The organism is Sulfitobacter maritimus (assembly GCF_013346665.1).
GTDB classification, from domain to species: domain Bacteria; phylum Pseudomonadota; class Alphaproteobacteria; order Rhodobacterales; family Rhodobacteraceae; genus Sulfitobacter; species Sulfitobacter maritimus.
Genome location: NZ_JABVBB010000038.1, coordinates 19939 through 42065 on the forward strand (window position 1 = coordinate 19939; position 22127 = coordinate 42065).

The window sequence follows — 22127 nt, forward strand, 5'->3', positions numbered from 1 at the left end:
GCCGCCCTTTTTGTATCCAATCTCATGTCTTGGCGGCTACGACCGCAGAGCGCGGCGACCGACCCTCGGACCGATCACCCGTCGAAATTCACCTTGGCATCGGACGGCATCTCATCAAGGAACTGCTGATCGACCCCCTCAATATTCACGGTCGAAGAACGGTCAATCGCGGCAATCAGGGCAAAGCTCTTGTCGGGATACCGCCCAGCCATCAACAACCGCTTATAGGCCAGTGGCATCGCCGCGCCGCCCTCTTCGCGCGGGACACGGGTAACCACTTCATCAAACCTGATCCCCTTGGTCGCCTGTACCTCGCGAAAGGCGTAGTTCAGCATATCTTCAAAATCCGGGCCGCCTGCGAACTGCTTCAGCGGACGGCCAATGCTGCTGCGGGCATTCGCCCAGCCCCACCATCGGGTATAAAAGGACTTCTCACCAACCTCGGTACAGATCCAACCGTTCGGCGAGTCGCGATAGACCAGAACATAGGGCCGGATAACACGAAAAGCCTCGCTTTCAAGCCGCCCTCGGCTGTGGGTCCAGGCATCGAGCGCCGCTTGCAGCATCGGAGACCCGCCATCCCAAAGCAGGGTCAATGGCTGCTGTTGCTGATAAAACGACCAGCCCTTCTGGTCAGCATAAGAAAGCCTCTGCAATCCGTGCGTGTGGCGCGACTTGCCTTCGATCCACAACTTTCCCCGCGCCAGAATATCCCGCGCCGCGGGCAGCGCATCAATCGCGGCAGGGGTGAGGGAGTAGCGACGCGCGTCAATCTCAAACAGCGGCGTTCCCATCGCATCTTCCAACTGCTGGATATGACGCCGCACGGTCTGCCGGGTGCTGTTTAGCTCCAACACGGCATGGCTAAGATTCAACGTGTTTGCCAAAGTGACGAAGGAGCGGATCATCTCGAACAAAAGCGGCGGTGCCGGCTCTTTTAAAGAGAGGGGCGGCACCGGATGTACGGGTTCGTGAAGTGGCAAATGTTGGTTCATAGGGGCCTGATGGTACAGTAATCACCCATCACTGCAACGATTTTCACCTATCAGTTAAATAAAAATGAACGGAAAGCACACATATCTGTGCAATTGAACGCTAACTTCCACTGAGTACTGAATTAAGAAGCACAACTAGAGGTACTCACTTATGGCTCATCCCGTAGATGCACATGTAGGTCTGCGGCTTAAACAAGCGCGCACCCTGCGCCGCATGTCTCAGACTGACGTGGCGCGCAAGCTCGACCTGTCTTTTCAGCAGATCCAAAAATACGAAATCGGTTCCAATCGGGTCGCGGCCAGCCGCTTGTTTGATCTGGCGCAGATATTGGACGTGACCCCCGGATATTTCTTCGAGGGCATGGAAGAAGCCGAAGGCAAAGGCGAGCGCAAAGATCCAACGATGGACATCGTCAACGCTATCGCATCCATCAAGGATGACGGCGTAAAGACCCGTATTCTAACGTTTATCGAAGACGTCGCGGGCGTGACCGTTGCACGTCGTGGCTAGGATAGCTGCTCCCGACGGGGGCGCGCAGCCTCCCCCGGCAACGCGCGGGCTTTAACCCGCATCGGTGATTATCTCCGCCTGATAAGGCGAGAGTTCCCGACCTATATCACGCAACCAGCGTTTCCGCTTTTTTCAAATCGACAGAGACCAGCTGACTGACCCCCTGCTCCGCCATGGTCACGCCAAACAGCCGATCCATACGCGCCATTGTCACCGCGTGGTGGGTGATAATGAGGAATCGCGTGTCCGTCCGGCGGCACATTTCGTCCAGCAGATCACAGAACCGGGTCACATTTGCGTCATCAAGCGGGGCATCGACCTCGTCCAGCACACAAATCGGCGCCGGATTGGCAAGGAATACCGCGAAGATCAGCGCCATTGCGGTCAAGGTCTGCTCACCACCAGACAGCAAGCTCAGGGTGCTGAGCCGTTTGCCCGGCGGCTGACACATGATCTCCAGACCTGCCTCAAGGGGATCGTCGCTTTCGACCATCACCAAATTGGCCTCGCCGCCGCCGAAGAGATGGGTGAACAACATCGAGAAATTGGCGTTCACCTGCTCAAAGGCCGTCAGCAACCGCTCCCGGCCCTCTCGGTTCAGCCCCGCGATCCCGCTGCGCAATGTCTTGATCGCCTCTTCAAGATCGCCCTTTTCGGTAAACAGGTTGTCGTGCTCCTCCTGCACCGCCTTAGCATCATCCTCAGCCCGCAGGTTTACCGCACCCAGTGAATCGCGCTGACGCTTGTGGCGATTCACCTCCTCTTCCAACGTCTCAATGGCGGGAATCTCGGCGGCCTCGATTTTCAGCGACGAAAGAAGTTGCCCTGCGGTCATCTGGCGGTCATCACTGATCCGGCTTTCCGCCAGTTCCACGGTTTCGCGAGCGGCATCGTTGCGGGCCTCTGCCCGCGCACGGGCTTCGCGTGCGTCAGAGGCTTGGCGTTCCGCATCGCGTTCGGCGGCGGTAGCGGCTTTCAGGGCAGTCTCTGCTGCTGCCAAAGTCTCTGTTGCGTGGGCGCGACGGGCTTCAGCGCTGGCAATCGCCTCTGACAGTTCTTCGCGTTTGGCGGCGATCTCGGCGGGCGCGGCGCTGGCTTCGGCCAACTCCGCTTCTGACGCAGTCTTGCGCTCCACCAACTCGGTTGAGCGTTTCTCAGCCGTTTCTAACCGCTGGCGCCAACTGGTGACCTCTTGCGTCACCTCGCCCTGCCGTTTGCGGCGGGCCTCCCCCTCGCGGCGCAGTTCGTCATGCGCGGCGCGGCGGGTCATCATGGTGATGCGCGCGGCTTCGACCGTCATGCGCAGATCGTCCACCGCTGCCCGTGCCGCGGCCAAATCCTCCAACTCTGCCAAAGCCTGCTCTGCCTCTTGAACCTCGGCGCGGGCGGCAGTTGCGGTATCCTCGTGACGCTTTACGGCCAGACCCAGTGATTCGAGTTTGCTTTGCAAAAGGTTGCGATCTGCTTCGGCACGGCTCAGGGCGCGGCCTGCATCAGCCACCTGTCGGTCTGCATCGCGGCGCGCGTCGCGGGCGCGTTTGTCGGCCTCGGCCTGCTCAGCCAATTGTTTTTGCAATGCCTCATGTGCCTCGCGGGCGACATCGGCGCGCTGGCGGGCCTGCGCCAATGCCTGTTTCAAAACCTCAAGCCGGTTAAGCTGCTGCAACCGCAGCGCTGCTGCCGAAGGCGCATCTTCGGCAGCAGCGCGGAATCCGTCCCACCGCCACAGATCGCCATCGACAGACACCAACCGCTGCCCCGGCAACAGCGTGGCCTGCAGGTGGTGTCCTTGGTTCGCATCGACAAGGCCGACTTGGCTCATTCGCCGCGAAAGCACGCCGGGGATCGTCACATGCGCAGTGAGCGGTGTGGCCCCATCTGGCAGCGGCTGCGCCTGCGCGTAGGCGGGCAGCATGGCCCAACCCGACGGTCCCTCCCTGGCCACTTCAGGTGCGCGAAGATCATCGGCCAACGCGGCGCCAAGCGCCTTTTCAAACCCCTGTTCGACTTGCAACTGGTCAAGGATCTGCCCGCCCTCAGCGGCATCCCGCTCAACAAGCTTTGCCAAAGCTGCGGCCTCAGCCCGCAACGCGTTCATCTCGCCCTCCGCCTCAGAACGCTCCGCCCGCGCTTCAGCCTCGCGCATTTGCGTGTCTGTGCGGGCGTCCTCTGCCGCAATAAGGGCCGCGTCCGCAGCAGCGGCGGCAACGATGGCAGCCTGTTCGGCTTGTTGCGCTGCCGCGAAGTCATCCTTCGCCTTGTTCAGCGTGGCTTGGCTCTGTGCCACGGTCTCGCGGGCCTTGCGACCCTCGGCCTCAGCCCTCTCAAGAGTTCGACGGCTGTCCTGCAACAGCCGTTCGGCAGAACTGTGTCGGGCCGCCAGCCGGGCGACGTCTTCGGTCTGCTGGGCCAGCTCACCTTCCCGCGCCTGCAGGACACTTGCGGCGGCCTGTGCGGCTTCGGCAGCGGCTGCAAGCGTAGCCTCATGCCCCTCGTCTGACTGGGCTAAATCCTGCGCTTCGAGTTCTAGGCGATTGATCGTCTCATGGGCGTCGCGGTTCAACTCCCCTTCGCGTTCGATGTCCCTGCTAAGCTGCGCGATGCGGCCATTCAGCACCTCAATCAACGTGCGCGCCCGGTCCTCCTGCTCGGCCAATGTGTCCCGCTGCGTCGTGACGCGTTGCAAAATCGCCGTGGCGATGGCCTCTTCCTCGCGCAAGACGGGCAAGGCATCTTCGGCCTCCATCCGAGCTTTGGCCATGTCGCGCACCGCGGCTTCGGCCTGCGCGGTGGCGGCGACACGGTCGCGCAGCGCTTCCTCTGCTGCGGTGCGGGCCTCATCAGCCTCGCGCCAGCGGCGGTAAAGCAGCATGCCTTCGCCCCGCCGCAACGCATCGCCGATTTCGCGGTAGCGGGCGGCTTGGCGTGCCTGGCGGGCCAAGGTTGCCAGCTGCGCGGCAAGCTGGTCGATGACATCATCAACCCGCGCGAGGTTGGTCTCTGCACTGTTTAATTTGAGTTCGGCCTCATGCCGACGCTGGTAAAGGCCAGAGATGCCCGCCGCTTCTTCCAAGATACGACGGCGGCTTTTCGGCTTGGCGTTGATCAGTTCTGCGATCTGGCCCTGCCGAACCAATGCCGGACTATGCGCCCCCGTCGACGCGTCGGCAAAAAGCATCTGCACATCGCGGGCGCGCACATCTTTGCCGTTCACCTTATAGGCACTGCCCACGTCCCGCGTGATGCGGCGGACGATCTCAAGCGCGTCGTGCTGGTTGAACCCGGCAGGCGCCAGACGGTCGCGATTGTCCAGATGCAGCGACACTTCGGCGAAGTTTCGGGCGGGCCGCGACGCGGCGCCTGCAAAGATCACATCTTCCATCCCGCCGCCGCGCATCGCGGTCGGTCGGTTTTCCCCCATGACCCAGCGAAGCGCTTCGAGCAGGTTGGATTTGCCGCAGCCATTCGGCCCGACGACCCCGGTGAGCCCGTCCGAGATGACAAGGTCTGTCGGGTCGACGAAGCTTTTAAAGCCCGTCAGTCTGAGTTTGGAAAAGCGCAAGTTTGACCTGTCGTATCTGATTCTCGCCTGAGCGGCGAACTTGCCGTTGGGCGGGGGGGCAAGTCAATCAAAAGCCCCAAGGGGAAGGGCTGCGTCGGCGGTTATCCACAAGATATTGTCTGCATTATAATGCCGAGCAGGTGATATCGACATCAATTTGCCTGTCGAGCACGCCCGCGGTTCCCGGCACCGGCGCGCATTCGAGCGCCATGCGCCCTTCCCGCGGTTTCTTTCGACCTTTGCCACAGTCCAGCAGGCCAAGAGCCAGCGCCTGATCCCCTCGCACCTCAGTCACCTCGCAACCGCTGACCAGTGCCATGGCCTTACCCGCGCGGGCGCGGATTGGGCCAAAGCGGGGGGCATATTGCATGTTGATCCGCATCGCCTCCGCCAGTTCGTCACGCACGCGGACGTCAAAGGTCGACCCCTCAACCGTCACCCGTGTGGCGGGGAGGCCACGAAAATGGGGTCCCGCGGTGTTGCAGGCCAAAAGCACACTTAAAAAGAAGAGAGAGGTGATCCATCGCATATCGTGAGGGTGGATCATCGCGGTTAACAAAACCTTACCCGCCAAAGAAAAAGCCCCGGCGGAACCGGGGCTTTCTTAACTCAATATTAAGCAGCTTAGTGCAGCTTGGCTTCGACCTGTGCGATGCCATCGTCGATCAGCTTGTTGCTCTGCGCGGCGGTCATCTGCTTGGCGATCACGTCGCGCGCCGCAGCCACGGCAATGGTCACGGCCTGGTCGCGGACTTCCTTCACAGCGGCGGCCTCGGCCGAGCTGATCTGGTCCTTCGCGGCGGCCATACGACGCTCAAGCGATTTGGCCATATCCGCCCGCGCCTGTTCGGCGGCGAGACGGGCATCTTCCTTAGCGGAAGACACGATGCGGTCCGCTTGGTCCTGCACCTCTTTCTGCTTGCGCTCGTAAGAGGCCAACAGGGTTTGCGCTTCTTCACGCAGAGCGCGGGCTTCTTCAAGCTCGGTCTTGATGCCCTCTGACCGTTTGTCGAGCATACCGACGAGCAGGCTTGGCACCTTGAAGTAGATCAAGATCCCGAGGAACAGCAGGAACGCGAGCAACACGATGAAGTCCGTGTTGCGCAGCGAGAAGAAAGGCCCGGTGGCCGCAAAAGCAGGCGAAGCCACCACGCCAGCGAGCAGGGTCGAAAGTGCCAGGCGCATGGATTTGGTCATGGCTTATCCTTTCATCCGCGCATCGACGGCGGCATCAACAGTGGTTGCATCTGCCGTACCACCCAAAGCGATAACGAGGGCTTCGGCGGTGTCTTTGGCAACGGCTTGTACGTTTTCCATAGCACCGGCGCGGATTTCGGCGATGGCTTTTTCCGACTCTGCCACTTGCGCGGCAATCTCGGCGTCAGCCTTGGCCATTTCGGCATCCAGATCAGCCTGCATGTCCGCTTTTGCTTGGGCCACGATCTGCTGTGCCTCGGCACGGGCGTCGATCAGGGCCTTGTCATAGGCGGCTTCGGCTTCCTGTGCTTTGACCTTGAGGTCTTCGGCAGCCGCGATGTCATTGGTGATGGTCCCCTGGCGTTCCGCCAGAACCGCACCGATACGCGGCAGAGCCACGCGCGACAGGATCAGGTAGGTGGCGATCAGCGCCAGGATCAGCCAGAAAATCTGGTTGCCCCAGTGATCGAAGTTCAGCTGCGGCATGCCCGGCGTTTCGGCGGCATGGGTCGCAATGCCGGTCGCGTCGGCCAGCCCGTCGCTGGTTGTTACAGTTGCCATCGTGGCTTCTCCTTGGAAACTTTGCCGTTACAGCCGGGCAGACACGGCGTTGCGCGCCTGCCCGCTCGTAAGGATTACAGTTCCGAGAGCTTAGACAGCGAACATCAGCAGCAGAGCGACGAGGAACGAGAAGATCCCCAGAGCTTCTGCAAACGCGATGCCGATGAACAGGGTCGCTGTCTGGCTTGCGGCTGCCGATGGGTTGCGCAGTGCGCCGGACAGGAAGTTGGCGGCAACGTTGCCGACACCCAGGGCTGCGATGCCTGTGCCGAGACCTGCAATGCCTGCGCCGATATGTGCGAGTTGACCTTCCATGGGGGTATCTCCTTACGATTGGAAGTTAAAACTTTGGCGGGAAACCCCGCCGTTGTTGGGGTTGTTAGTGTGCGGGGTGCAGCGCGTCCTTGAGGTACACGCATGTCAGGATGGTAAAGACATAGGCCTGAATAAAGGCCACCAGCACTTCGAGACCGTACATCGCGGTGATCGCGACGACCGACACTGGCGAGATCACTGCGATGGCAGCAAAACCAGCGAAAACTTTGATCACCGCGTGGCCCGCCATGACGTTACCCGCCAGACGAATGGAGTGGCTAACAGGGCGCACGAAATAGCTGATCAATTCGATGATCGCCAGCACCGGACGCAGAGCCAGAGGCGCCGAGGACACCCAGAAGAGGCTGAGGAACGCCGCGCCGTTTTTGACAAAGCCGACCACGGTCACGGTGATGAACACCGCCAGTGCCAAGACCACAGTCACAGCGAAGTGGGACGTCGGCGTAAAGGCTGTCGGGATCAGGCCGAGGAAGTTGGCCATTACGATGAACATGAACAAGGTCATGATGTAGGGGAAGAACTTCAGCCCTTCTTTGCCGCAGATGTCTTCGACCATCTTGTGGATGAAGCCATAAGCCAGTTCCGCGACCGATTGCATCCGGCCTGGCACGACAGAGCGACGCGCGCTGCCCAACACCAGCAGGGCGAAGGTCGCCAGAACCGCCAGCGCCATCCAGAAAGTGGCGTTGGTGATGGTGTACCAAGCAACGGAAGCATCGTCACCAAAGAGCGGCGATACGATGAACTGGTCCATCGGGTGGAATTCCAGACCGCCTGTTTCTGCGCCTTCTGTCGTCGTTGCCATCTCAGGCTCCCTCGTCCTTGCCCGAATGGGGCGTATCCTGTTCGGCCGGTTCGGCCTGTTGTTTACCCTGGATTTCCTCAGCGGTGCGGAGCATCGTCTTCACCCCCGCCGCAAGGCCCAGCATTACAAATAGCACCATGAAGATGGGCAGCGTGCCAAAGAGCACATCCAGCCCGTATCCGATGCCGAAACCGATCCCAAGACCGGCCACAAGTTCTATCACCATCCGCCATGCCATATTGGCCTGCGAATAATGCTCATCCGCCCGAGGCTTGGGTGCGCTGCGTTGCTTTGCAGCTGCCAGTTTGGCCTCAAGCTGCTCCATCTGCTGCCGTTGGTCCGGGCTGGTCACACCAAAATCCCCATCGGAATATCTGCTGCGGTGCTAATGTCAGGGGGTGTTAGAGTCAACTGCGATTAGCCTCGCAGAACTCGACGTAAAAACAGTGACTTAAGCACTCGCACCCGGAACGACAGCGGGCGGCGCTCCCGCGAACCGCACTTCATCCTTATTTAACCTGCGGGTTAAGAGACCGCTGGCAGCGCTTCCCCACACCTCCGGTCCGCGCTATGGGAGGGTATGACAAAAGATCTAGATCAGGTGTTCGCCGCCCTCGCTGATCCCACGCGCCGCGCCATTCTTGCGATGCTATTGGAAGACGATATGGCAGTGACGGATGTAGCAGAGCCCTTCGAGATGTCGCTGGTGGCAATCTCAAAGCACCTCGGTGTGCTGACAGCCGCAGGGCTGATCAGTCAAGAAAAACGCGGGCGTGTGAAATGGTGCAAGCTGGAGCCAGATGCGCTGCGGGATGCGTCGATCTGGATGCAGGGGTTCGGGCAGTTCGAGCCGGTGAACCTTGAGGCCTTCGAACGCTTTCTGGAAAGCGAGTTGCCGGATGTGGTGGAAGGCGCCGCGCCACACGCGGAGTAGAGAGTGATCTCCCCTTGCCACGAGGTAAATAAGACAAGGGGAAGATCAATCGGCGATCAGATGACGCCGAATGCAAAACGCAAAATAGCCAAAACCACTACGATCAAACCGATCAGGTATAAAATGCTACGCATGGAGTATCCTTTTACTTTGATTTCACCCCCCAACGCAGCGCCATAGGGCTGGGTTCCAGGAAAACCCAAAAATTCCGCAAATCTATGATTTTTCTCGGCTATCGTCGCGCAAAAGCAGGTAGAGCGCCAAAATCGTGAGGGCAACGCCTCCCCAAACCAGCGTGCCGGGCAAGGCGTTGCCAAAGCCCGCTTCCCATAAGATTACCCAGCTTGGCGTAAGATAGGTATAAGCCATCACCTTGGCAGAGGGCAGCCGCAAAGCGGCAAACTGCAACAGCACCACCGTGGCCGCTGTGGCAAAGACCGCGACATATAGGATCGTGATCCAAACCAACGGCCTTAGCCCGGCCCAATCGGTTTGCACAAGGTCGGACCAACCATAGACCGTGAGCAAAACCGTCCCGGCGAACAACGTGCCAAAGGTAAAGAGCACGGCACTCTCACCGCGGTTCAACCAACGCACCATCGGCGCATAGATGGCATGGCAGATGCAACCGACAAAATAGATCGCCTCACCTCGCCCAACGTCAAACGTCAGAAATGCGGATAGATCACCACGAAAAATCACCCAAAGCGCCCCGGCCCCGCCGATCGCGAGCGCGAGCGCCATGCGCGGTGTCATCACCTGCCGCATCAGCAGCCACGCCACCCCCGCCGACATGACCGGCACAAGCGTAAACACCGCCGCTGCCGAGACCGGGGGCGCCGTCTTCAACCCTTCGAACATCAACACGAAATAAAGCGTAAACAGCCCCGCGAGCACAAAATACCGCCAAGGCGCGGCAAAGCCTGTGCGAAACCGATCCCCACGCGCCCAGGCCAAGCCGCCCACCAAGAGCGTTGCCAAAGCAAAACGGACGGCGTTCAGGACCGTCGGCCCGATCTCGTTCGCCACCTGCGCCCCAAGCGAGAAAGACCCAGCCACCAACGCTGAAAAGCACAGCATTGCCAAATGGCCCTGCGCCGCAGCGCTTAGTCGGGACATGCGACGGCGCCCTCGGCGTGCTCTTTTAGAAAGGCCAGCACCGCTTGCACCTTGCTGGTGCGGTGCAGATCGACATGGGTTACCAGCCAAAGCGCACTGGCCCAATCCGCGCGGGGGGCGTGGATCTCAACAAGATCCGGGTCGCCCCGCCCCTGCGCCGCCGGCAGCGCCCCGATCCCGGCCCCGGCCCGCAGCGCCGCCTCCATTGCGGCACCACTGGAACTGCGCCACGTGATGCTGTCCTCTGGCACCGTCGCCCAGAGCCATTTTTGATAGGGCGCTCGGCTGTCGCGGTTGTCCTCTGCAATGAACCGATGTTTGGCGTAGTCCTCTGGCCCCTGTGGGACGCCGTATTGCTTGACGTAGTCGCGACTCGCATAGGCTCCTACGGCTAGCTGTGCATAGGGCTGCACCACGTTGTCGGGCTGATCCGGCGCGGCCCCGGCACGCACGGCGACATGCGCCTCGCCGTATTCAAGCCGGAACAGGCGATCGCCGATCAGGTAGCGCACCACTAACTCGGGGTTCTGCCGCTGGAACTCGGTCAACAACGGCGCCAGCCGGGGGGCAAGGAAATCCAGTGAGGTGATTACCAACTCGCCTGAAACATCGCTCCCTCGGCCTTTGATCCGCCCGGCCAATTGGCTAAACTGATCGTCGGTCGCCCGCGCCACCCGCAGCAGGTCTTCGCCCGCCTCTGTGGCGGTGTAGCCTCGGGCATGACGTTGAAACAGCTTCACGCCAAGTCGCCCCTCCAAGGCATCGATATGCCGGATCACCGTGGCATGATGTACGCCCAGCACATCCGCCGCACCGCTTACCGTGCCAAGCTGCGCCACCTGATAGGCCGTTCTAATTTCGTCCCAGTTGTCCATTCGGCCCCCTGCCAATCAAATCTGTGCGTCAGTGAACATAGCCACCCGCATTCTGGCAGTTGCGTTCGCGCACGCAATGCCCAATTCCTCGGCAACACTTTTCTTACCCTAGATAAAGAGCCATTCCATGACCGTCCTACGTATCGAAACATCTGTGAACCGCGAAAATTCCGTCACCCGTAAGCTGATGGACCGCATCATTTCCACCCTCGGCGATAGCGAGGTTGTTACCCGAGACATCGCCAGTGATCCGCTGCCGCTGATTGATTCCACATGGGCCAGCGCCCGCGTGAAGTCCGAAGACGAGCGTAGCGCCTTGGATGATGAAGCGCTCGCTTTGTCCAACGCGTTGATTGCCGAAGTGCAAGCCGCCGACACCATCGTCATCGGTGCGCCGATCTACAACTTTACCATTCCGGCCTCGCTCAAGGCGTGGATCGACCTTATTGCCCGCGTCGGTGTGACCTTCCGTTATACTGAGAATGGCCCCGAAGGACTGTTGGAGAACAAGCGGGTCATCGTGGCCTTCGCCTCGGGCGGCACCGGCATTGATTCCACCGCAGATTTCGCCAGCGGCTACCTGCGGTTTGTGCTGGGCTTTTTGGGCATCACGGATGTGACCTTTGTGGCTGCCGACCAATTGGCCGTGGACGCAGAAAGCACCATTGCCCGCGCCAACGCTCAAATCGACGCGCTGAGCGCCGCCTGACCTTTCGCGCGGGGCGTCTTACCGCCCCGCGCCACCGCTGGCTTGACTCGTCCGCCGTCAGCGCGTAAATGCCACCCAATCTCCGGAAGCATTGCCTTCCGGTCCCGGCTTGTGGTCGGGATCGCCCCCAGTCAGCGCGTTGCGCCCACTGGGGCATTTGTGCATTTTCGCGCGCGTCCTTAAATAGGGGCAAGTGCAACCGACCCGAAAGGCCCTGTGCCCATGTTTGAAAATCTTAGCGAACGGCTCTCTGGTGTCTTTGACCGCCTGACCAAGCAAGGCGCGCTCAGCGACGAAGACGTCAAAACCGCCCTGCGCGAAGTGCGCGTCGCCCTGCTGGAGGCCGACGTCTCGCTGCCCGTGGCGCGTGAATTCGTCAAAACGGTTCAGGAAAAGGCCACCGGCCAAGCGGTGACCAAATCGGTCACGCCGGGCCAGCAGGTCGTTAAGATCGTTCATGACGCGCTGATCGACGTGCTGAAAGGCGAAGGCGAACCCGGTTCGCTGAAGATCGACAGCCCGCCCGCGCCGATCCTCATGGTCGGCCTGCAGGGGGGCGGTAAGACCACCACCACAGCAAAACTCGCCAAACGCATGAAAGAGCGTGATGGCAAGCGCGTGCTGATGGCCTCGCTCGACGTGAACCGCCCCGCGGCGATGGAGCAGTTGGCAATCCTCGGCACGCAGATCGGCGTCGACACGCTGCCGATCGTTAAGGGCGAAAGCCCCGTGCAGATTGCCAAGCGCGCCAAAACGCAGGCGGGTCTGGGCGGCTATGACGTCTATATGCTCGACACCGCGGGCCGCCTGTCCATCGACGAAGAGTTGATGCAACAGGTCAAAGCCGTGCGCGACGTGGCCAATCCACGTGAAACATTGCTGGTGGTCGATGGCCTAACGGGCCAAGACGCCGTGCACACCGCCGAGAACTTTGACGAGCGGATCGGCATCACCGGCGTCGTCCTCACCCGGATGGACGGCGACGGCCGTGGCGGTGCCGCGCTGTCGATGCGTGCGGTCACCGGCAAGCCGATCAAATTCGTCGGCCTGGGCGAGAAGATGGACGCGCTCGAGACCTTCGAGCCTGAGCGCATCGCAGGCCGTATCCTTGGCATGGGCGACATCGTCGCGCTGGTCGAGAAGGCCCAAGAAACCATCGAGGCCGAACAGGCCGAGAAGATGATGAAGCGCATGGCCAAGGGTCAGTTCAACATGAACGACCTCAAGATGCAGCTTGAACAGATGATCAAGATGGGCGGCATGCAGGGCATGATGGGCATGATGCCCGGCATGGGGAAAATGGCGAAACAGGTCGAGGACGCCGGTTTCGACGACAAGATCCTCAAGCAACAGATCGCGCTGATCCAGTCCATGACCAAGAAAGAACGCGCCAACCCTGCCCTGCTGCAGGCCAGCCGCAAGAAGCGTATCGCCAAAGGTGCCGGCATGGAGGTCTCTGACCTCAACAAGCTGATGAAGATGCACCGCCAGATGTCCGACATGATGAAGAAGATGGGCAAAATGGGCAAAGGCGGTATGCTCAAGCAGGCCATGAAAGGCATGATGGGCAAAGGCGGTATGCCCGGCGGCATGGACCCGTCGCAGATGGACCCCAAAGCGCTGGAAGCGGCGGCCAAGCAGATGGGCGGCAAGCTGCCCGGTGGTCTGGGCGGCATGGGTGGCGGCATGGGTCTGCCCAGCGGGCTTAGCGGTTTCGGGAAGAAGAAATGACCGACACCACCACAGATACCGCCGCCCGCGCCGCCGAGTTGCTGAAAGAGCACCGCGCCAGCATCGACCGGCTCGACGCGATCCTCGTCTATACGCTGGGCGAGCGGTTCAAACACACACAGGCCGTGGGGAAACTTAAGGCCACACACGACCTTCCCCCGTCCGATCCGGCCCGCGAAGCGGCTCAGATCGAGCGGCTCGAAGATTTGGCGGAAGCAGCGGACCTTGACCCTGTATTCGCCAAGAAGTTCCTGAACTTCATCATCGCCGAAGTCATTCGGCACCACAAAACCCACCAAGAATAGGACGGCCTCCCGTCCCCCCAACCAACCTAAAGGACTACTCACCATGGCCATGAAAATTCGTCTCGCCCGCGGCGGCTCCAAAAAGCGCCCCTTCTACCGTATCGTTGCCGCCGACAGCCGCATGCCACGCGACGGCCGCTTCATCGAGAAGCTGGGCACCTACAACCCGCTGCTGCCGAAAGACAGCGAAGAGCGCGTGAAAATGGACGTTGAAAAGATCCAAGAATGGATCGCCAAAGGCGCCCAGCCCACAGAGCGTGTGACACGCATGTTGGAAGCCGCTGGCGTCAAAGAAAAGACCGAGCGCAACAACCCCAAGAAGGGCACACCGGGCAAGAAAGCCCAAGAGCGCGCTCAGGAAAAAGCCGACAAAGCCGCAGCCGCTGCCGAAGCTGCTAACGCGCCTGCCGAAGAAGCCTCCGCAGAATAATCTGCGAGCGCCCGGCATGGATGAATTCTCTGAAGACTTCCGCGCCGGGCTGCACGACCTGATGCGATGGCGGCGCGATGTGCGCCGCTTTCGCACAGACCCGCTGGACGAGGCGCTGGTGCAAACCTGCCTCGACAGCTTCTCTCTCGCCCCTTCTGTGGGCCTGTCGGAACCGTGGCGGATCATCCGCGTGAGGTCTGACACCGCGCGCCAAGCCGCGCTTGAAAATTTTCAAACAGCCAATGCCCGCGCCCTTGCCGGATACGACGGCGAGAAGGCAGAGCGCTACGCCGGGCTTAAGCTCTCGGGCATGAGCGATGCGCCGGAGCAACTGGCGATTTACTGCGATGACAGCACCGACAAAGGCAGCGGTCTTGGCGCTGGAACCATGTCCGAGATGCGCCGCTATTCCGTGGTCGGTGCGATCAGCCTGATGTGGCTCACCGCCCGCGCCCACGGGCTTGGGCTGGGCTGGGTCTCAGTGCTTGACCCCGCGCGGCTGAACCGCGACCTTGAGGTGCCAAAGGACTGGTCGCTGGTGGCCTATCTCTGCATGGGCTGGCCAGAGGACAACAGCCTGACGCCGGAACTGGAAACCAAGGGTTGGGAGACCCGCGCCCCAAGTCTGAAGATCGAGACCCGTTGATGAGAAAATTGCTGTTCCTTCTGGCCGTGCTGGTGCTCGGCTTTGTCCTTGGCATCCGCTATGATCGGCAGTTAATGCAGGACGAATGCAAAGCCGGTGCCGGGGAATGGACCGGGACGATCTGTGTGAATTCGGAGTTGTTGCAATGAGTGACCAAGACCTGATCTGCGTCGGTGCCATCGCCGGCGCCTACGGCGTGCGCGGCGAAGTGCGCGTGAAAAGCTATTGCGCCGAGCCGGAGGATATCGAGACCTACCGCCCCCTTTACACCGAAGACGGCAGCCGGACCTTTAACCTCGCGCTGCTGCATCCGGTCAAAAACGGATTTGCGGCGCGGGTTACTGAGATTGCGACGAAGGAAGAAGCCGATGCGTTGCGCGGCGTCTCGCTCTTTGCCGCGCGCGACCAACTGCCCGGCCTGCCGGATGATGAATTTTACCACGCCGATCTGATCGGGCTTGAGGTCTATGACACTGGCGGCGTGCTCTTGGGCCGTGTGAAGACGGTTCAGAACCACGGAGCAGACGACTTGCTGGAACTGCAATTGGCCGGCACGTCGGCCACCACCTTCCTGCCCTTTACCAAGGCCGCAGTGCCGACGGTCGATCTTGCATCAGGCCGTATCGTCGCCGACCCGCCCTTGGGTGTGCTGCCGGATAGCACAGACGACTAACAAAGGTGCCGAAGGATGCCAGCGGATCAGTTTCAGGCTTTGCTTGACGTCAACCGCGAACACGCCGATGACCCTGTCGCGCGCCGCCGCGCCGAGACCGCCCTACACAAACAGGCAGGAACCGCATGAAACCGACCCGCTCTCACGGACGCCAAAGCGCACGGCCTAGCCTAAAACCTCGCGCCTTGATGCAAGATGCGCCAGACTACGCCGATGTTTGGCAAGCGCGGATCGTGACATTGTTTCCTGATCTCTTCCCTGGCGTATTGGGGGCGAGCCTGACCGGGAAGGCGCTGCAAGACGGGCGCTGGCAGTTGCACACCCATGACCTGCGCGAATTCGGGATCGGCAAACACCGCAACGTTGATGATACGCCCGCGGGCGGTGGCGCGGGAATGGTGATACGGGCCGATGTGGTTGGCCCGGCCCTTGCCAAGGCGCAGAGCCATGCGCGGGGGCGCTGGCCGATCCTCTATATGTCACCGCGCGGGCGGCGGTTCGATCAGGCGATGGCCCGCGATCTGGCAGATTGCGCGGGGGTCACCATGCTCTGTGGCCGGTTTGAGGGTGTAGATGAGCGCGTGATAGAGCATTTCGGCATCACCGAAGTGAGCTTGGGTGATTTCGTCATGACCGGGGGCGAGTTGGCCGCGCAGGCGATGATCGATGCGACTGTGCGCTTGCTGCCCGGCGTGCTGGGCAACGCTGAAAGCATCGAAGAAGAAAGCCATGCCTCTGGCCTGTTAGAGCATCCGCAATACACCCGCCCCGCCGAATGGGAGGGACGCGAAATTCCTCCCGTTCTGATGTCGGGCAACCACGGTGAGATTGCCAAATGGCGGCAGGCGCAGGCCGAGGATCTTACCCGCAGGCGCCGCCCCGATATGTGGGCCAAACATCAAGAGAAGGGCTAAGACAGGCGGCTTAAGGAACCGCTGCTCTTAACCTCGCGTTGATCCTTCACATTGGAGGGAGACAACACATGCTAGAGATTATTCTTATTTTGCTCATCGTCGCCGCCGTGGCGGCACTCTTGGGTTTTGGCCGGGTATCCGGTGCCGCGATGACGGGGGCGAAGGTGCTTATCGGCATTGTGCTGGTGCTGTTTTTGCTCGTTGTCTTGGGCGTGATCGCGCTGGCCTAGCCTTATGCGGGATCAAGGCAGGCAACAGCCCCTTGATCCTGCAATCCCTTGCCCCTATACCCCGATCATCCGGAATCGCTTTGGCGGCTCCGGTGCTTTGCGTTTACGCAAAAGACTAAGGAATGACGACGATACCTCCGGCGGGGGCCTTGCGGTCTGAACAGATCACGGCGCTGCCCGACAGAACCCGAAGCTCTGGGTCGCAACATAATTTCGTGGAATACCGCGAACATCATAGGAGAATGGTCAGATGAACCTGATCGCAGAGATCGAGGCGGAACAAGTCGCCGAACTGGGGAAAGAAATCCCCGACTTCCGTGCCGGTGACACCATTCGTGTTGGCTTTAAAGTCACCGAAGGCACCCGCACCCGTGTGCAGAACTACGAAGGCGTTTGCATTTCGCGCAAGAACGGCCATGGCATTGCCGGGTCCTTCACCGTGCGCAAAATTTCCTTCGGCGAAGGTGTGGAACGTGTGTTCCCGCTGCACTCGACCAACATCGACAGCATCACCGTTGTGCGCCGTGGCCGCGTTCGTCGCGCCAAGCTGTACTACCTGCGCAGCCGTCGCGGTAAATCCGCACGGATCGTCGAAAACGCCCACTACAAGCCTCGCGCGAACGCATAAAGGACTGATCGATGAAAACCGATACACATCCCGATTACCACATCATCAACGTCAAAATGACCGATGGTACCGTTGTGGAAATGAAATCGACGTGGGGCAAAGAGGGCGACCAGCTGGCGCTCGACATCGACCCCTCCGTACACCCCGCGTGGACCGGCGGCACTGGCCGTATCATGGACACCGGCGGCCGCGTGTCGAAGTTCAAGAACAAATACGCAGGTCTGGGCTTCTAAGCCTTTACCCTATGCGAGAGTTGGAAGGCGCGGCCCATGGGCTGCGCCTTTTGCGTTTGGGGGCCGGAGCGTTCACACCGCGAACCCTCTGCGCGTTGGGCCGTTGTGCACGGTATTTAACAAAGGATGAAGAGAAGGGGGAGGTGGCCGTTAGCTGCGGTGCTCTTGGAGCGGGGCGTGGGCACCATAGCGGTGTAGATGAGACAGCACTGCGCCATAGGCGATCAGCAGATAGGCCAATAGTTCCGTGCCCTCCTGCACAGTGGTTTTGACCTGCGGCATATAGGCTGCACCCATTACGGCCTCCCAAAGAGCGCTGGTTCCGAAGGTGCGCGAGAAGAACAGCAAGAGTACGATGCCGATATAGACGAAGGTGGCAGATCGTGTGGAGAGGTGATGCAGCAATGGCAGGCGGGTTGTGCCTCTATTGCGCCATGCGATCCATATGCCGATGAAGAATACCGCCAGCGCCGGATAGATCCAGAAACCATGCTGAATACGGTCTAAGGCAGCATCATATTCGCGCAGGAACATACAGGTGAACAGGGTTGCCGCGAGGGTTAAATAGCCGCGCAACTCAGTGAGCTGATAGGCGCCCAAGGCAAAGAGCGCGGCGGCGATTGCCAAAAGCGTGTTGTGCAGATGTTCGGTGATCGAGTCTTCGGACACGCCGTCACCCCAGACGGCGGTATCAAGATAGACAGTGACCGGCACGAGCGCCACGAACAGGCAGAAGAGCAGCAATTCGGCGAACACGGTCTTAAGTGTCGGCAACCCTTGAGGGTGCTCCGCGGCGGGCCTGTCGCCTATATGCTGTGTTGTCTTTGACACCTTGCTACCCTTCAAACCTGTGCATCACCTTGTGCGGGGCGAATTTGATTTTGGACTTAGCACCATAATGCGCATTGCACGCTCTGCAAAGATGCCACAGCACTCCACCCTCTGACCGTGGCAATAGGGCCTCGCCACTTTCCAAAGCTGCAAACCCTACATATAGTGCGGTTCAACAATATCTTGCTGAAACAGCAGGCGCGAAGGGACAGCAGCATGGCGCATATTATCGTCGTCGGTAACGAAAAAGGCGGCGCGGGAAAATCGACCGTTTCGATGCATGTGGCGACAGCCTTGGCGCGTTTGGGGCATAAGGTCAGCGGGCTCGATCTGGACCTGCGCCAGCGCACCTTTGCCCGCTATATAGAGAACCGGAAGAACTTTACCCGCGAGGCTGGGCTGGAGCTGGCCAGCCCCTCGCTGTGTGAGTTGCCCGACGTCGAGGCGAGCAGCCTGCGGCCGGGTGAGAATATGTACGACCATCGGCTCAGCGCGGCGGTGGCGGCACTTGAGCCTGACAATGACTTTATCCTGATCGACTGCCCCGGCTCGCATACCCGGCTTAGTCAGGTGGCGCATTCGCTGGCTGACACCTTGATCACCCCGCTTAACGACAGTTTTATCGATTTCGATCTTCTGGCGCATATCGATGCCAATGGGGAAAAGATCACCGGGCCTTCGGTCTATTCAGAGATGGTTTGGAACGCGCGGCAGTTGCGAGCGCAGGCGGGGCTTTCTGCCATTGACTGGATCGTGGTGCGCAACCGCTTGGGTGCGCAGCGTATGGTGAACAAAGAAAAGATGGAACGTGCCATCGGCAACCTCAGCAAGCGCATTGGCTTTCGCCCGGCACCGGGGTTCAATGAGCGGGTGATTTTCCGCGAGTTGTTCCCGCGCGGGCTGACCTTGCTTGACCTTAAGGATATTGGGGTGAAGCAGTTGAACATCTCTAATATCGCCGCCCGGCAAGAGCTGCGTGAGTTGATCAAAGCGCTTGAATTGCCCGGTGTAACGCCAGACTTTTAAGGTCAGTGGCGCGGCATCGGTGGCACTACGCGGCGGCGCCGTGACAGGGCGATGAGGTTCGACAGGAACAGCGCGCCTAGCACAATGCCCCCGCCGATCAGTGCATAGATGCCCGGATCTTCGCCTAACACAGCCCAGACCAGCAGCGGCGCCAGCACGGATTCCAGCAAGACCAGCAACCCCACTTCGGCGCTGCTGATATAGCGCGGGCCCAAAGAGATCAGCCCGGTACTGAGCCCGATAAACAACGCATAGAGCGCCAGCTGAGGCATTTCGCTGGCGGGCATGGCGAGAGGGTCTGCAATGGGCAGCACGGCAATTGCGGCGATCAAATAGGCCAGTGCCACCGCCGGCACCATCGAGATCGCCCGCGCGTGGCGCGCCGCCGTAAGAGCGGCCGCGAAAATAGCCGAAATGGCTAGAGCTACGAGATCGCCTGCCAGCGAAGCGTTCTCGGATGTGCCTGAACCATAGGCAATAACGGCGAGCCCCAAGAGCACAGCCGCGATGGTAAAGAGCATCCGTCGGCTGATCGCTTCGCCCAGAAACACCCGGCTATAGAGCGCGGCAAAGACCGGCAGGGACGCGAGGATAAAGACCACATTGGCCACTGAAGTCAGCCGCACCGCCAACACAAAGCCCACACCGGCGCAGGCCGCGCCGCCGACATAGATCGCGCTGGCCCAGCCCCCTTGGCGCAGGGCTCGGAACGGCGCTGTGCCTTGTATGACCAAGAGGCCCACACTAATGGCGACACCGACCAAAGCCACCTTCCAAAAGGCCAGCGTCAGTGTTGGCGCGTCGATCACCCGCACGAAAAGCGCTTCTGGGACGATGCATATCACGCCTAGAAAGGTGAGCAGGAGGCCTTTGGTTTGATCTGTCATGGCGCATCGGTGACGCTTTGAGGGGGTTAAGTAAAGCCCCCCGGTCGGGCCTCGGATAATTTCCTGAGCACACGGCGCAGCAGCTCAGCCTCTGCCGGGTCGAGCGCATTTAAAAGTTCGGCGTCATAGCGTTGTGCGACGTCACGCAATTCGGCATAGGCCGCCAGCCCTTGGCGGGTAAGCGCCAGATGTTCAACACGCCGGTCGTCTTCATCCCGGCGGCGGGTGACGAAGCGGCGTTCCGTCAGGCGATGCACGGCGCGACTAATCTTGGTCTTATGCATCCTCGCGCGCTGGCCAATTTCGCTTGCCGTTAGTTGCCCATAAAGACCCAAGTGAAACAGCACGCGCCATTCGGTGCGCAGCATCCCGTAGCGGTTTTTGTAGTATTTCTGAAACTCCAGTGACGAGGCCTCTGCTGCTTGGTTCAGCAGGTAAGGCAAGAAGTCTTGTAAGTCGAAATTGTCGGTTTCCATGCGGGATCGCTTGTTAGTTACAAAACCAACTATTACAAACGCAACAGATTCCGCAAGGGGACCGAGATGACCAGCGAGACCACGGCATTGACGATCAACAACAGGCCACCTGCTGCGCTTGTGGGGGTGTCCTTCATGTTCGAGGCGTGCATGACCATATCGACAGCTGGGAAAGCCTTGAGAAAAATTTGACGGCCCGCCGGGAAAGAAGTGACCCGGCAGCCCCCGAAAGGACCGATATGACTCTGATGACCTCTTGGGTGGAGAGCGCCAACTCAGCTTCCACTGACTTTCCGCTGAACAACCTGCCCTACGGCGTGTTTTCCACCAACAGGCTAGAGGCGCGCTGCGGCGTGGCGGTTGGGGATCAGATCCTCGACATCGCCGCGCTTGAGGAAGACGGGTTGATCACTCTTGCCGAAGAGCCGGTGTTTGACGTGCCTTATTGGAACGATGTGATGGAGCTTGGGCCAGACGCTTGGACCGTCCTGCGCACCCGGCTGATTGACCTGCTCAGCACCGACGCCCCTGACCAAGCCAGTGTTGCGCCGCATCTCGTGCCGATGGCCGAGGCGCGGTTGCATATGCCGATGGTGGTGTCGGAATATACTGATTTCTACGCCGGGAAGCATCACGCCACCAATGTCGGCACGATGTTCCGCGGGGCTGAGAATGCGCTGCCGCCGAACTGGCTGCACATTCCTATTGGCTATAATGGCCGCGCCTCGACCGTCGTTGTCTCGGGCACGGATATCACGCGGCCCAACGGCCAATTGAAAGCCCCCGACGCCGACGCGCCGCATTTTCGCCCCTGCCAAAAGCTCGACATCGAGTTGGAGATGGGCGCGATCGTCGGCACCTCGACCGAGATGGGCCAGCCGATCGACATTGAAGAAGCGGATGAGATGATCTTTGGCTACGTGCTGCTTAACGATTGGTCAGCGCGGGACATTCAGGCGTGGGAATACCAGCCACTGGGGCCGTTTCAGGCCAAAGCCTTTGCCACGTCGATCTCCCCCTGGATCGTGACCCGTGCCGCGCTTGAGCCGTTTCGCACCTCGACCCCTGAGCGGGAGAAAGAGCTGCTGCCCTATCTGCGTGAGAGCAAACCCGGCCTTTACGACATCGACCTGTCGGTGCTGCTCCAACCCGAAGGCGGCGAGGCTGAGGAAATTGCCCGCACCAATTACCGCGAGATGTATTACTCCGCCGCGCAGCAACTCACGCATCACGCTTCCTCCGGCTGCGCGATGAACGCAGGCGATCTTTTAGGTTCCGGCACGATCTCCGGCCCCGAGAAATCGCAGCGCGGGTCGCTGCTGGAACTATCATGGGGCGGCAAGGAGCCGATCACCCTCGCAGACGGCAGCACTCGCAGCTTTGTCGAAGACGGCGACACGCTGACCCTTACCGGGCACGCGCAGGGCGATGGCTTCCGCGTGGGTTTTGGCAGCTGCTCCGGCAAAATCCGTCCAGCAATCGACTTTTCATGAACAAGCCGCGCTTCCGCGCT

Annotated in this window: 29 protein-coding genes; 16 read left to right on the forward strand and 13 right to left on the reverse strand. The window is 60.4% G+C overall.

What is annotated here, in order from left to right; all coding sequences use genetic code 11:
- Positions 1–74 precede the first annotated feature (74 nt).
- On the reverse strand, positions 75–983 hold the full coding sequence (locus HTT03_RS14820) for a LysR family transcriptional regulator (protein WP_246253560.1): 909 nt from the start codon (positions 981–983) through the stop codon (positions 75–77).
- Between the two features lie 163 nt (positions 984–1146).
- On the opposite strand from HTT03_RS14820, the gene HTT03_RS14825 reads away from it, so the two are divergent.
- Positions 1147–1506 carry a helix-turn-helix domain-containing protein gene (locus HTT03_RS14825; RefSeq protein WP_174860563.1) on the forward strand — a complete coding sequence of 120 codons (360 nt, stop codon included), beginning with the start codon at positions 1147–1149 and terminating at the stop codon, positions 1504–1506.
- 106 nt (positions 1507–1612) lie between these two features.
- Here the strand turns inward: HTT03_RS14825 and smc are convergent, their stop codons facing one another.
- From smc to HTT03_RS14860, 7 genes are all read right to left on the reverse strand, one after another.
- On the reverse strand, positions 1613–5068 hold the full coding sequence (gene smc, locus HTT03_RS14830; RefSeq protein WP_174860564.1) for a chromosome segregation protein SMC: 3456 nt from the start codon (positions 5066–5068) through the stop codon (positions 1613–1615).
- Between the two features lie 124 nt (positions 5069–5192).
- On the reverse strand, positions 5193–5615 hold the full coding sequence (locus tag HTT03_RS14835; RefSeq protein ID WP_246253562.1) for a hypothetical protein: 423 nt from the start codon (positions 5613–5615) through the stop codon (positions 5193–5195).
- 77 nt (positions 5616–5692) lie between these two features.
- The gene (locus tag HTT03_RS14840; RefSeq protein ID WP_174861241.1) at positions 5693–6253 is read right to left on the reverse strand and encodes a F0F1 ATP synthase subunit B; all 561 of its coding nucleotides are present in this window, start codon (positions 6251–6253) and stop codon (positions 5693–5695) included.
- A gap of 15 nt (positions 6254–6268) precedes the next feature.
- Complete coding sequence (locus HTT03_RS14845) at positions 6269–6826, reverse strand: F0F1 ATP synthase subunit B' (RefSeq protein ID WP_174860565.1); 558 nt, start codon at positions 6824–6826, stop codon at positions 6269–6271.
- 90 nt (positions 6827–6916) lie between these two features.
- Positions 6917–7141: a F0F1 ATP synthase subunit C gene (locus tag HTT03_RS14850; protein ID WP_007118046.1), complete on the reverse strand. Its 225-nt coding sequence runs from the start codon at positions 7139–7141 to the stop codon at positions 6917–6919.
- Positions 7142–7205: 64 nt separating this feature from the next.
- The gene (locus tag HTT03_RS14855) at positions 7206–7967 is read right to left on the reverse strand and encodes a F0F1 ATP synthase subunit A (RefSeq protein ID WP_174860566.1); all 762 of its coding nucleotides are present in this window, start codon (positions 7965–7967) and stop codon (positions 7206–7208) included.
- A gap of 1 nt (position 7968) precedes the next feature.
- Positions 7969–8319, reverse strand: coding sequence for an AtpZ/AtpI family protein (locus HTT03_RS14860; protein ID WP_174860567.1), 351 nt, complete (start codon positions 8317–8319; stop codon positions 7969–7971).
- Positions 8320–8547: 228 nt separating this feature from the next.
- Between HTT03_RS14860 and HTT03_RS14865 the strand changes: the two genes are divergently transcribed.
- Positions 8548–8901: an ArsR/SmtB family transcription factor gene (locus HTT03_RS14865; protein WP_174860568.1), complete on the forward strand. Its 354-nt coding sequence runs from the start codon at positions 8548–8550 to the stop codon at positions 8899–8901.
- Between the two features lie 216 nt (positions 8902–9117).
- Here HTT03_RS14865 and HTT03_RS14870 read toward each other — a convergent pair whose 3' ends face one another.
- Both HTT03_RS14870 and HTT03_RS14875 read right to left on the reverse strand, forming a co-directional pair.
- Positions 9118–10020 (reverse strand): DMT family transporter, encoded by a 903-nt coding sequence (locus HTT03_RS14870; protein ID WP_174860569.1) that lies wholly within the window; start codon positions 10018–10020, stop codon positions 9118–9120.
- A complete protein-coding gene (locus tag HTT03_RS14875; RefSeq protein WP_174860570.1) occupies positions 10008–10895 on the reverse strand; it encodes a LysR family transcriptional regulator in 888 nt (295 codons plus the stop codon). Before HTT03_RS14875 ends, HTT03_RS14870 begins: the two co-directional genes overlap by 13 nt.
- A gap of 127 nt (positions 10896–11022) precedes the next feature.
- Here HTT03_RS14875 and HTT03_RS14880 point away from each other — a divergent pair, with 127 nt between their 5' ends.
- From HTT03_RS14880 to rpmE, 11 genes are all read left to right on the forward strand, one after another.
- The gene (locus HTT03_RS14880; RefSeq protein ID WP_174860571.1) at positions 11023–11604 is read left to right on the forward strand and encodes an FMN-dependent NADH-azoreductase; all 582 of its coding nucleotides are present in this window, start codon (positions 11023–11025) and stop codon (positions 11602–11604) included.
- A gap of 222 nt (positions 11605–11826) precedes the next feature.
- Entirely contained in the window at positions 11827–13335 is a 1509-nt protein-coding gene (gene ffh / locus HTT03_RS14885) for a signal recognition particle protein (protein WP_174860572.1), read from the forward strand.
- Positions 13332–13640, forward strand: a complete 309-nt coding sequence (locus tag HTT03_RS14890) for a chorismate mutase (RefSeq protein ID WP_174860573.1) — start codon at positions 13332–13334, stop codon at positions 13638–13640. The genes ffh and HTT03_RS14890 overlap by 4 nt, the downstream gene beginning before the upstream one ends.
- 43 nt (positions 13641–13683) lie before the next feature.
- On the forward strand, positions 13684–14070 hold the full coding sequence (rpsP, locus tag HTT03_RS14895; protein ID WP_174860574.1) for a 30S ribosomal protein S16: 387 nt from the start codon (positions 13684–13686) through the stop codon (positions 14068–14070).
- A 16-nt stretch (positions 14071–14086) separates the two neighbouring features.
- A complete protein-coding gene (gene bluB, locus HTT03_RS14900) occupies positions 14087–14716 on the forward strand; it encodes a 5,6-dimethylbenzimidazole synthase (protein WP_174860575.1) in 630 nt (209 codons plus the stop codon).
- Positions 14716–14865: a hypothetical protein gene (locus tag HTT03_RS14905; protein WP_174860576.1), complete on the forward strand. Its 150-nt coding sequence runs from the start codon at positions 14716–14718 to the stop codon at positions 14863–14865. Before bluB ends, HTT03_RS14905 begins: the two co-directional genes overlap by 1 nt.
- A complete protein-coding gene (rimM, locus tag HTT03_RS14910) occupies positions 14862–15389 on the forward strand; it encodes a ribosome maturation factor RimM (RefSeq protein WP_174860577.1) in 528 nt (175 codons plus the stop codon). Before HTT03_RS14905 ends, rimM begins: the two co-directional genes overlap by 4 nt.
- 125 nt (positions 15390–15514) lie before the next feature.
- On the forward strand, positions 15515–16303 hold the full coding sequence (gene trmD / locus HTT03_RS14915) for a tRNA (guanosine(37)-N1)-methyltransferase TrmD (protein WP_174860578.1): 789 nt from the start codon (positions 15515–15517) through the stop codon (positions 16301–16303).
- 68 nt (positions 16304–16371) lie between these two features.
- A complete protein-coding gene (locus HTT03_RS14920; RefSeq protein WP_174860579.1) occupies positions 16372–16533 on the forward strand; it encodes a DUF1328 family protein in 162 nt (53 codons plus the stop codon).
- 250 nt (positions 16534–16783) lie between these two features.
- Entirely contained in the window at positions 16784–17161 is a 378-nt protein-coding gene (gene rplS / locus HTT03_RS14925; protein ID WP_093927311.1) for a 50S ribosomal protein L19, read from the forward strand.
- Between the two features lie 11 nt (positions 17162–17172).
- A complete protein-coding gene (gene rpmE / locus HTT03_RS14930; RefSeq protein WP_174860580.1) occupies positions 17173–17394 on the forward strand; it encodes a 50S ribosomal protein L31 in 222 nt (73 codons plus the stop codon).
- A 150-nt stretch (positions 17395–17544) separates the two neighbouring features.
- Here rpmE and HTT03_RS14935 read toward each other — a convergent pair whose 3' ends face one another.
- The gene (locus HTT03_RS14935; RefSeq protein ID WP_174860581.1) at positions 17545–18225 is read right to left on the reverse strand and encodes a hypothetical protein; all 681 of its coding nucleotides are present in this window, start codon (positions 18223–18225) and stop codon (positions 17545–17547) included.
- 216 nt (positions 18226–18441) lie between these two features.
- On the opposite strand from HTT03_RS14935, the gene HTT03_RS14940 reads away from it, so the two are divergent.
- Positions 18442–19251: a division plane positioning ATPase MipZ gene (locus HTT03_RS14940; protein WP_174860582.1), complete on the forward strand. Its 810-nt coding sequence runs from the start codon at positions 18442–18444 to the stop codon at positions 19249–19251.
- Positions 19252–19253: 2 nt separating this feature from the next.
- Here the strand turns inward: HTT03_RS14940 and HTT03_RS14945 are convergent, their stop codons facing one another.
- Together HTT03_RS14945 and HTT03_RS14950 are read right to left on the reverse strand one after the other, a co-directional pair.
- Positions 19254–20138: a DMT family transporter gene (locus tag HTT03_RS14945; protein ID WP_174860583.1), complete on the reverse strand. Its 885-nt coding sequence runs from the start codon at positions 20136–20138 to the stop codon at positions 19254–19256.
- Between the two features lie 26 nt (positions 20139–20164).
- Positions 20165–20614 (reverse strand): MarR family winged helix-turn-helix transcriptional regulator, encoded by a 450-nt coding sequence (locus tag HTT03_RS14950; RefSeq protein ID WP_174860584.1) that lies wholly within the window; start codon positions 20612–20614, stop codon positions 20165–20167.
- A gap of 66 nt (positions 20615–20680) precedes the next feature.
- On the opposite strand from HTT03_RS14950, the gene HTT03_RS18855 reads away from it, so the two are divergent.
- Together HTT03_RS18855 and fahA are read left to right on the forward strand one after the other, a co-directional pair.
- Complete coding sequence (locus HTT03_RS18855) at positions 20681–20806, forward strand: hypothetical protein (RefSeq protein ID WP_281361070.1); 126 nt, start codon at positions 20681–20683, stop codon at positions 20804–20806.
- Positions 20807–20853: 47 nt separating this feature from the next.
- Entirely contained in the window at positions 20854–22107 is a 1254-nt protein-coding gene (gene fahA, locus HTT03_RS14955; RefSeq protein ID WP_174860585.1) for a fumarylacetoacetase, read from the forward strand.
- Positions 22108–22127 lie beyond the last annotated feature (20 nt).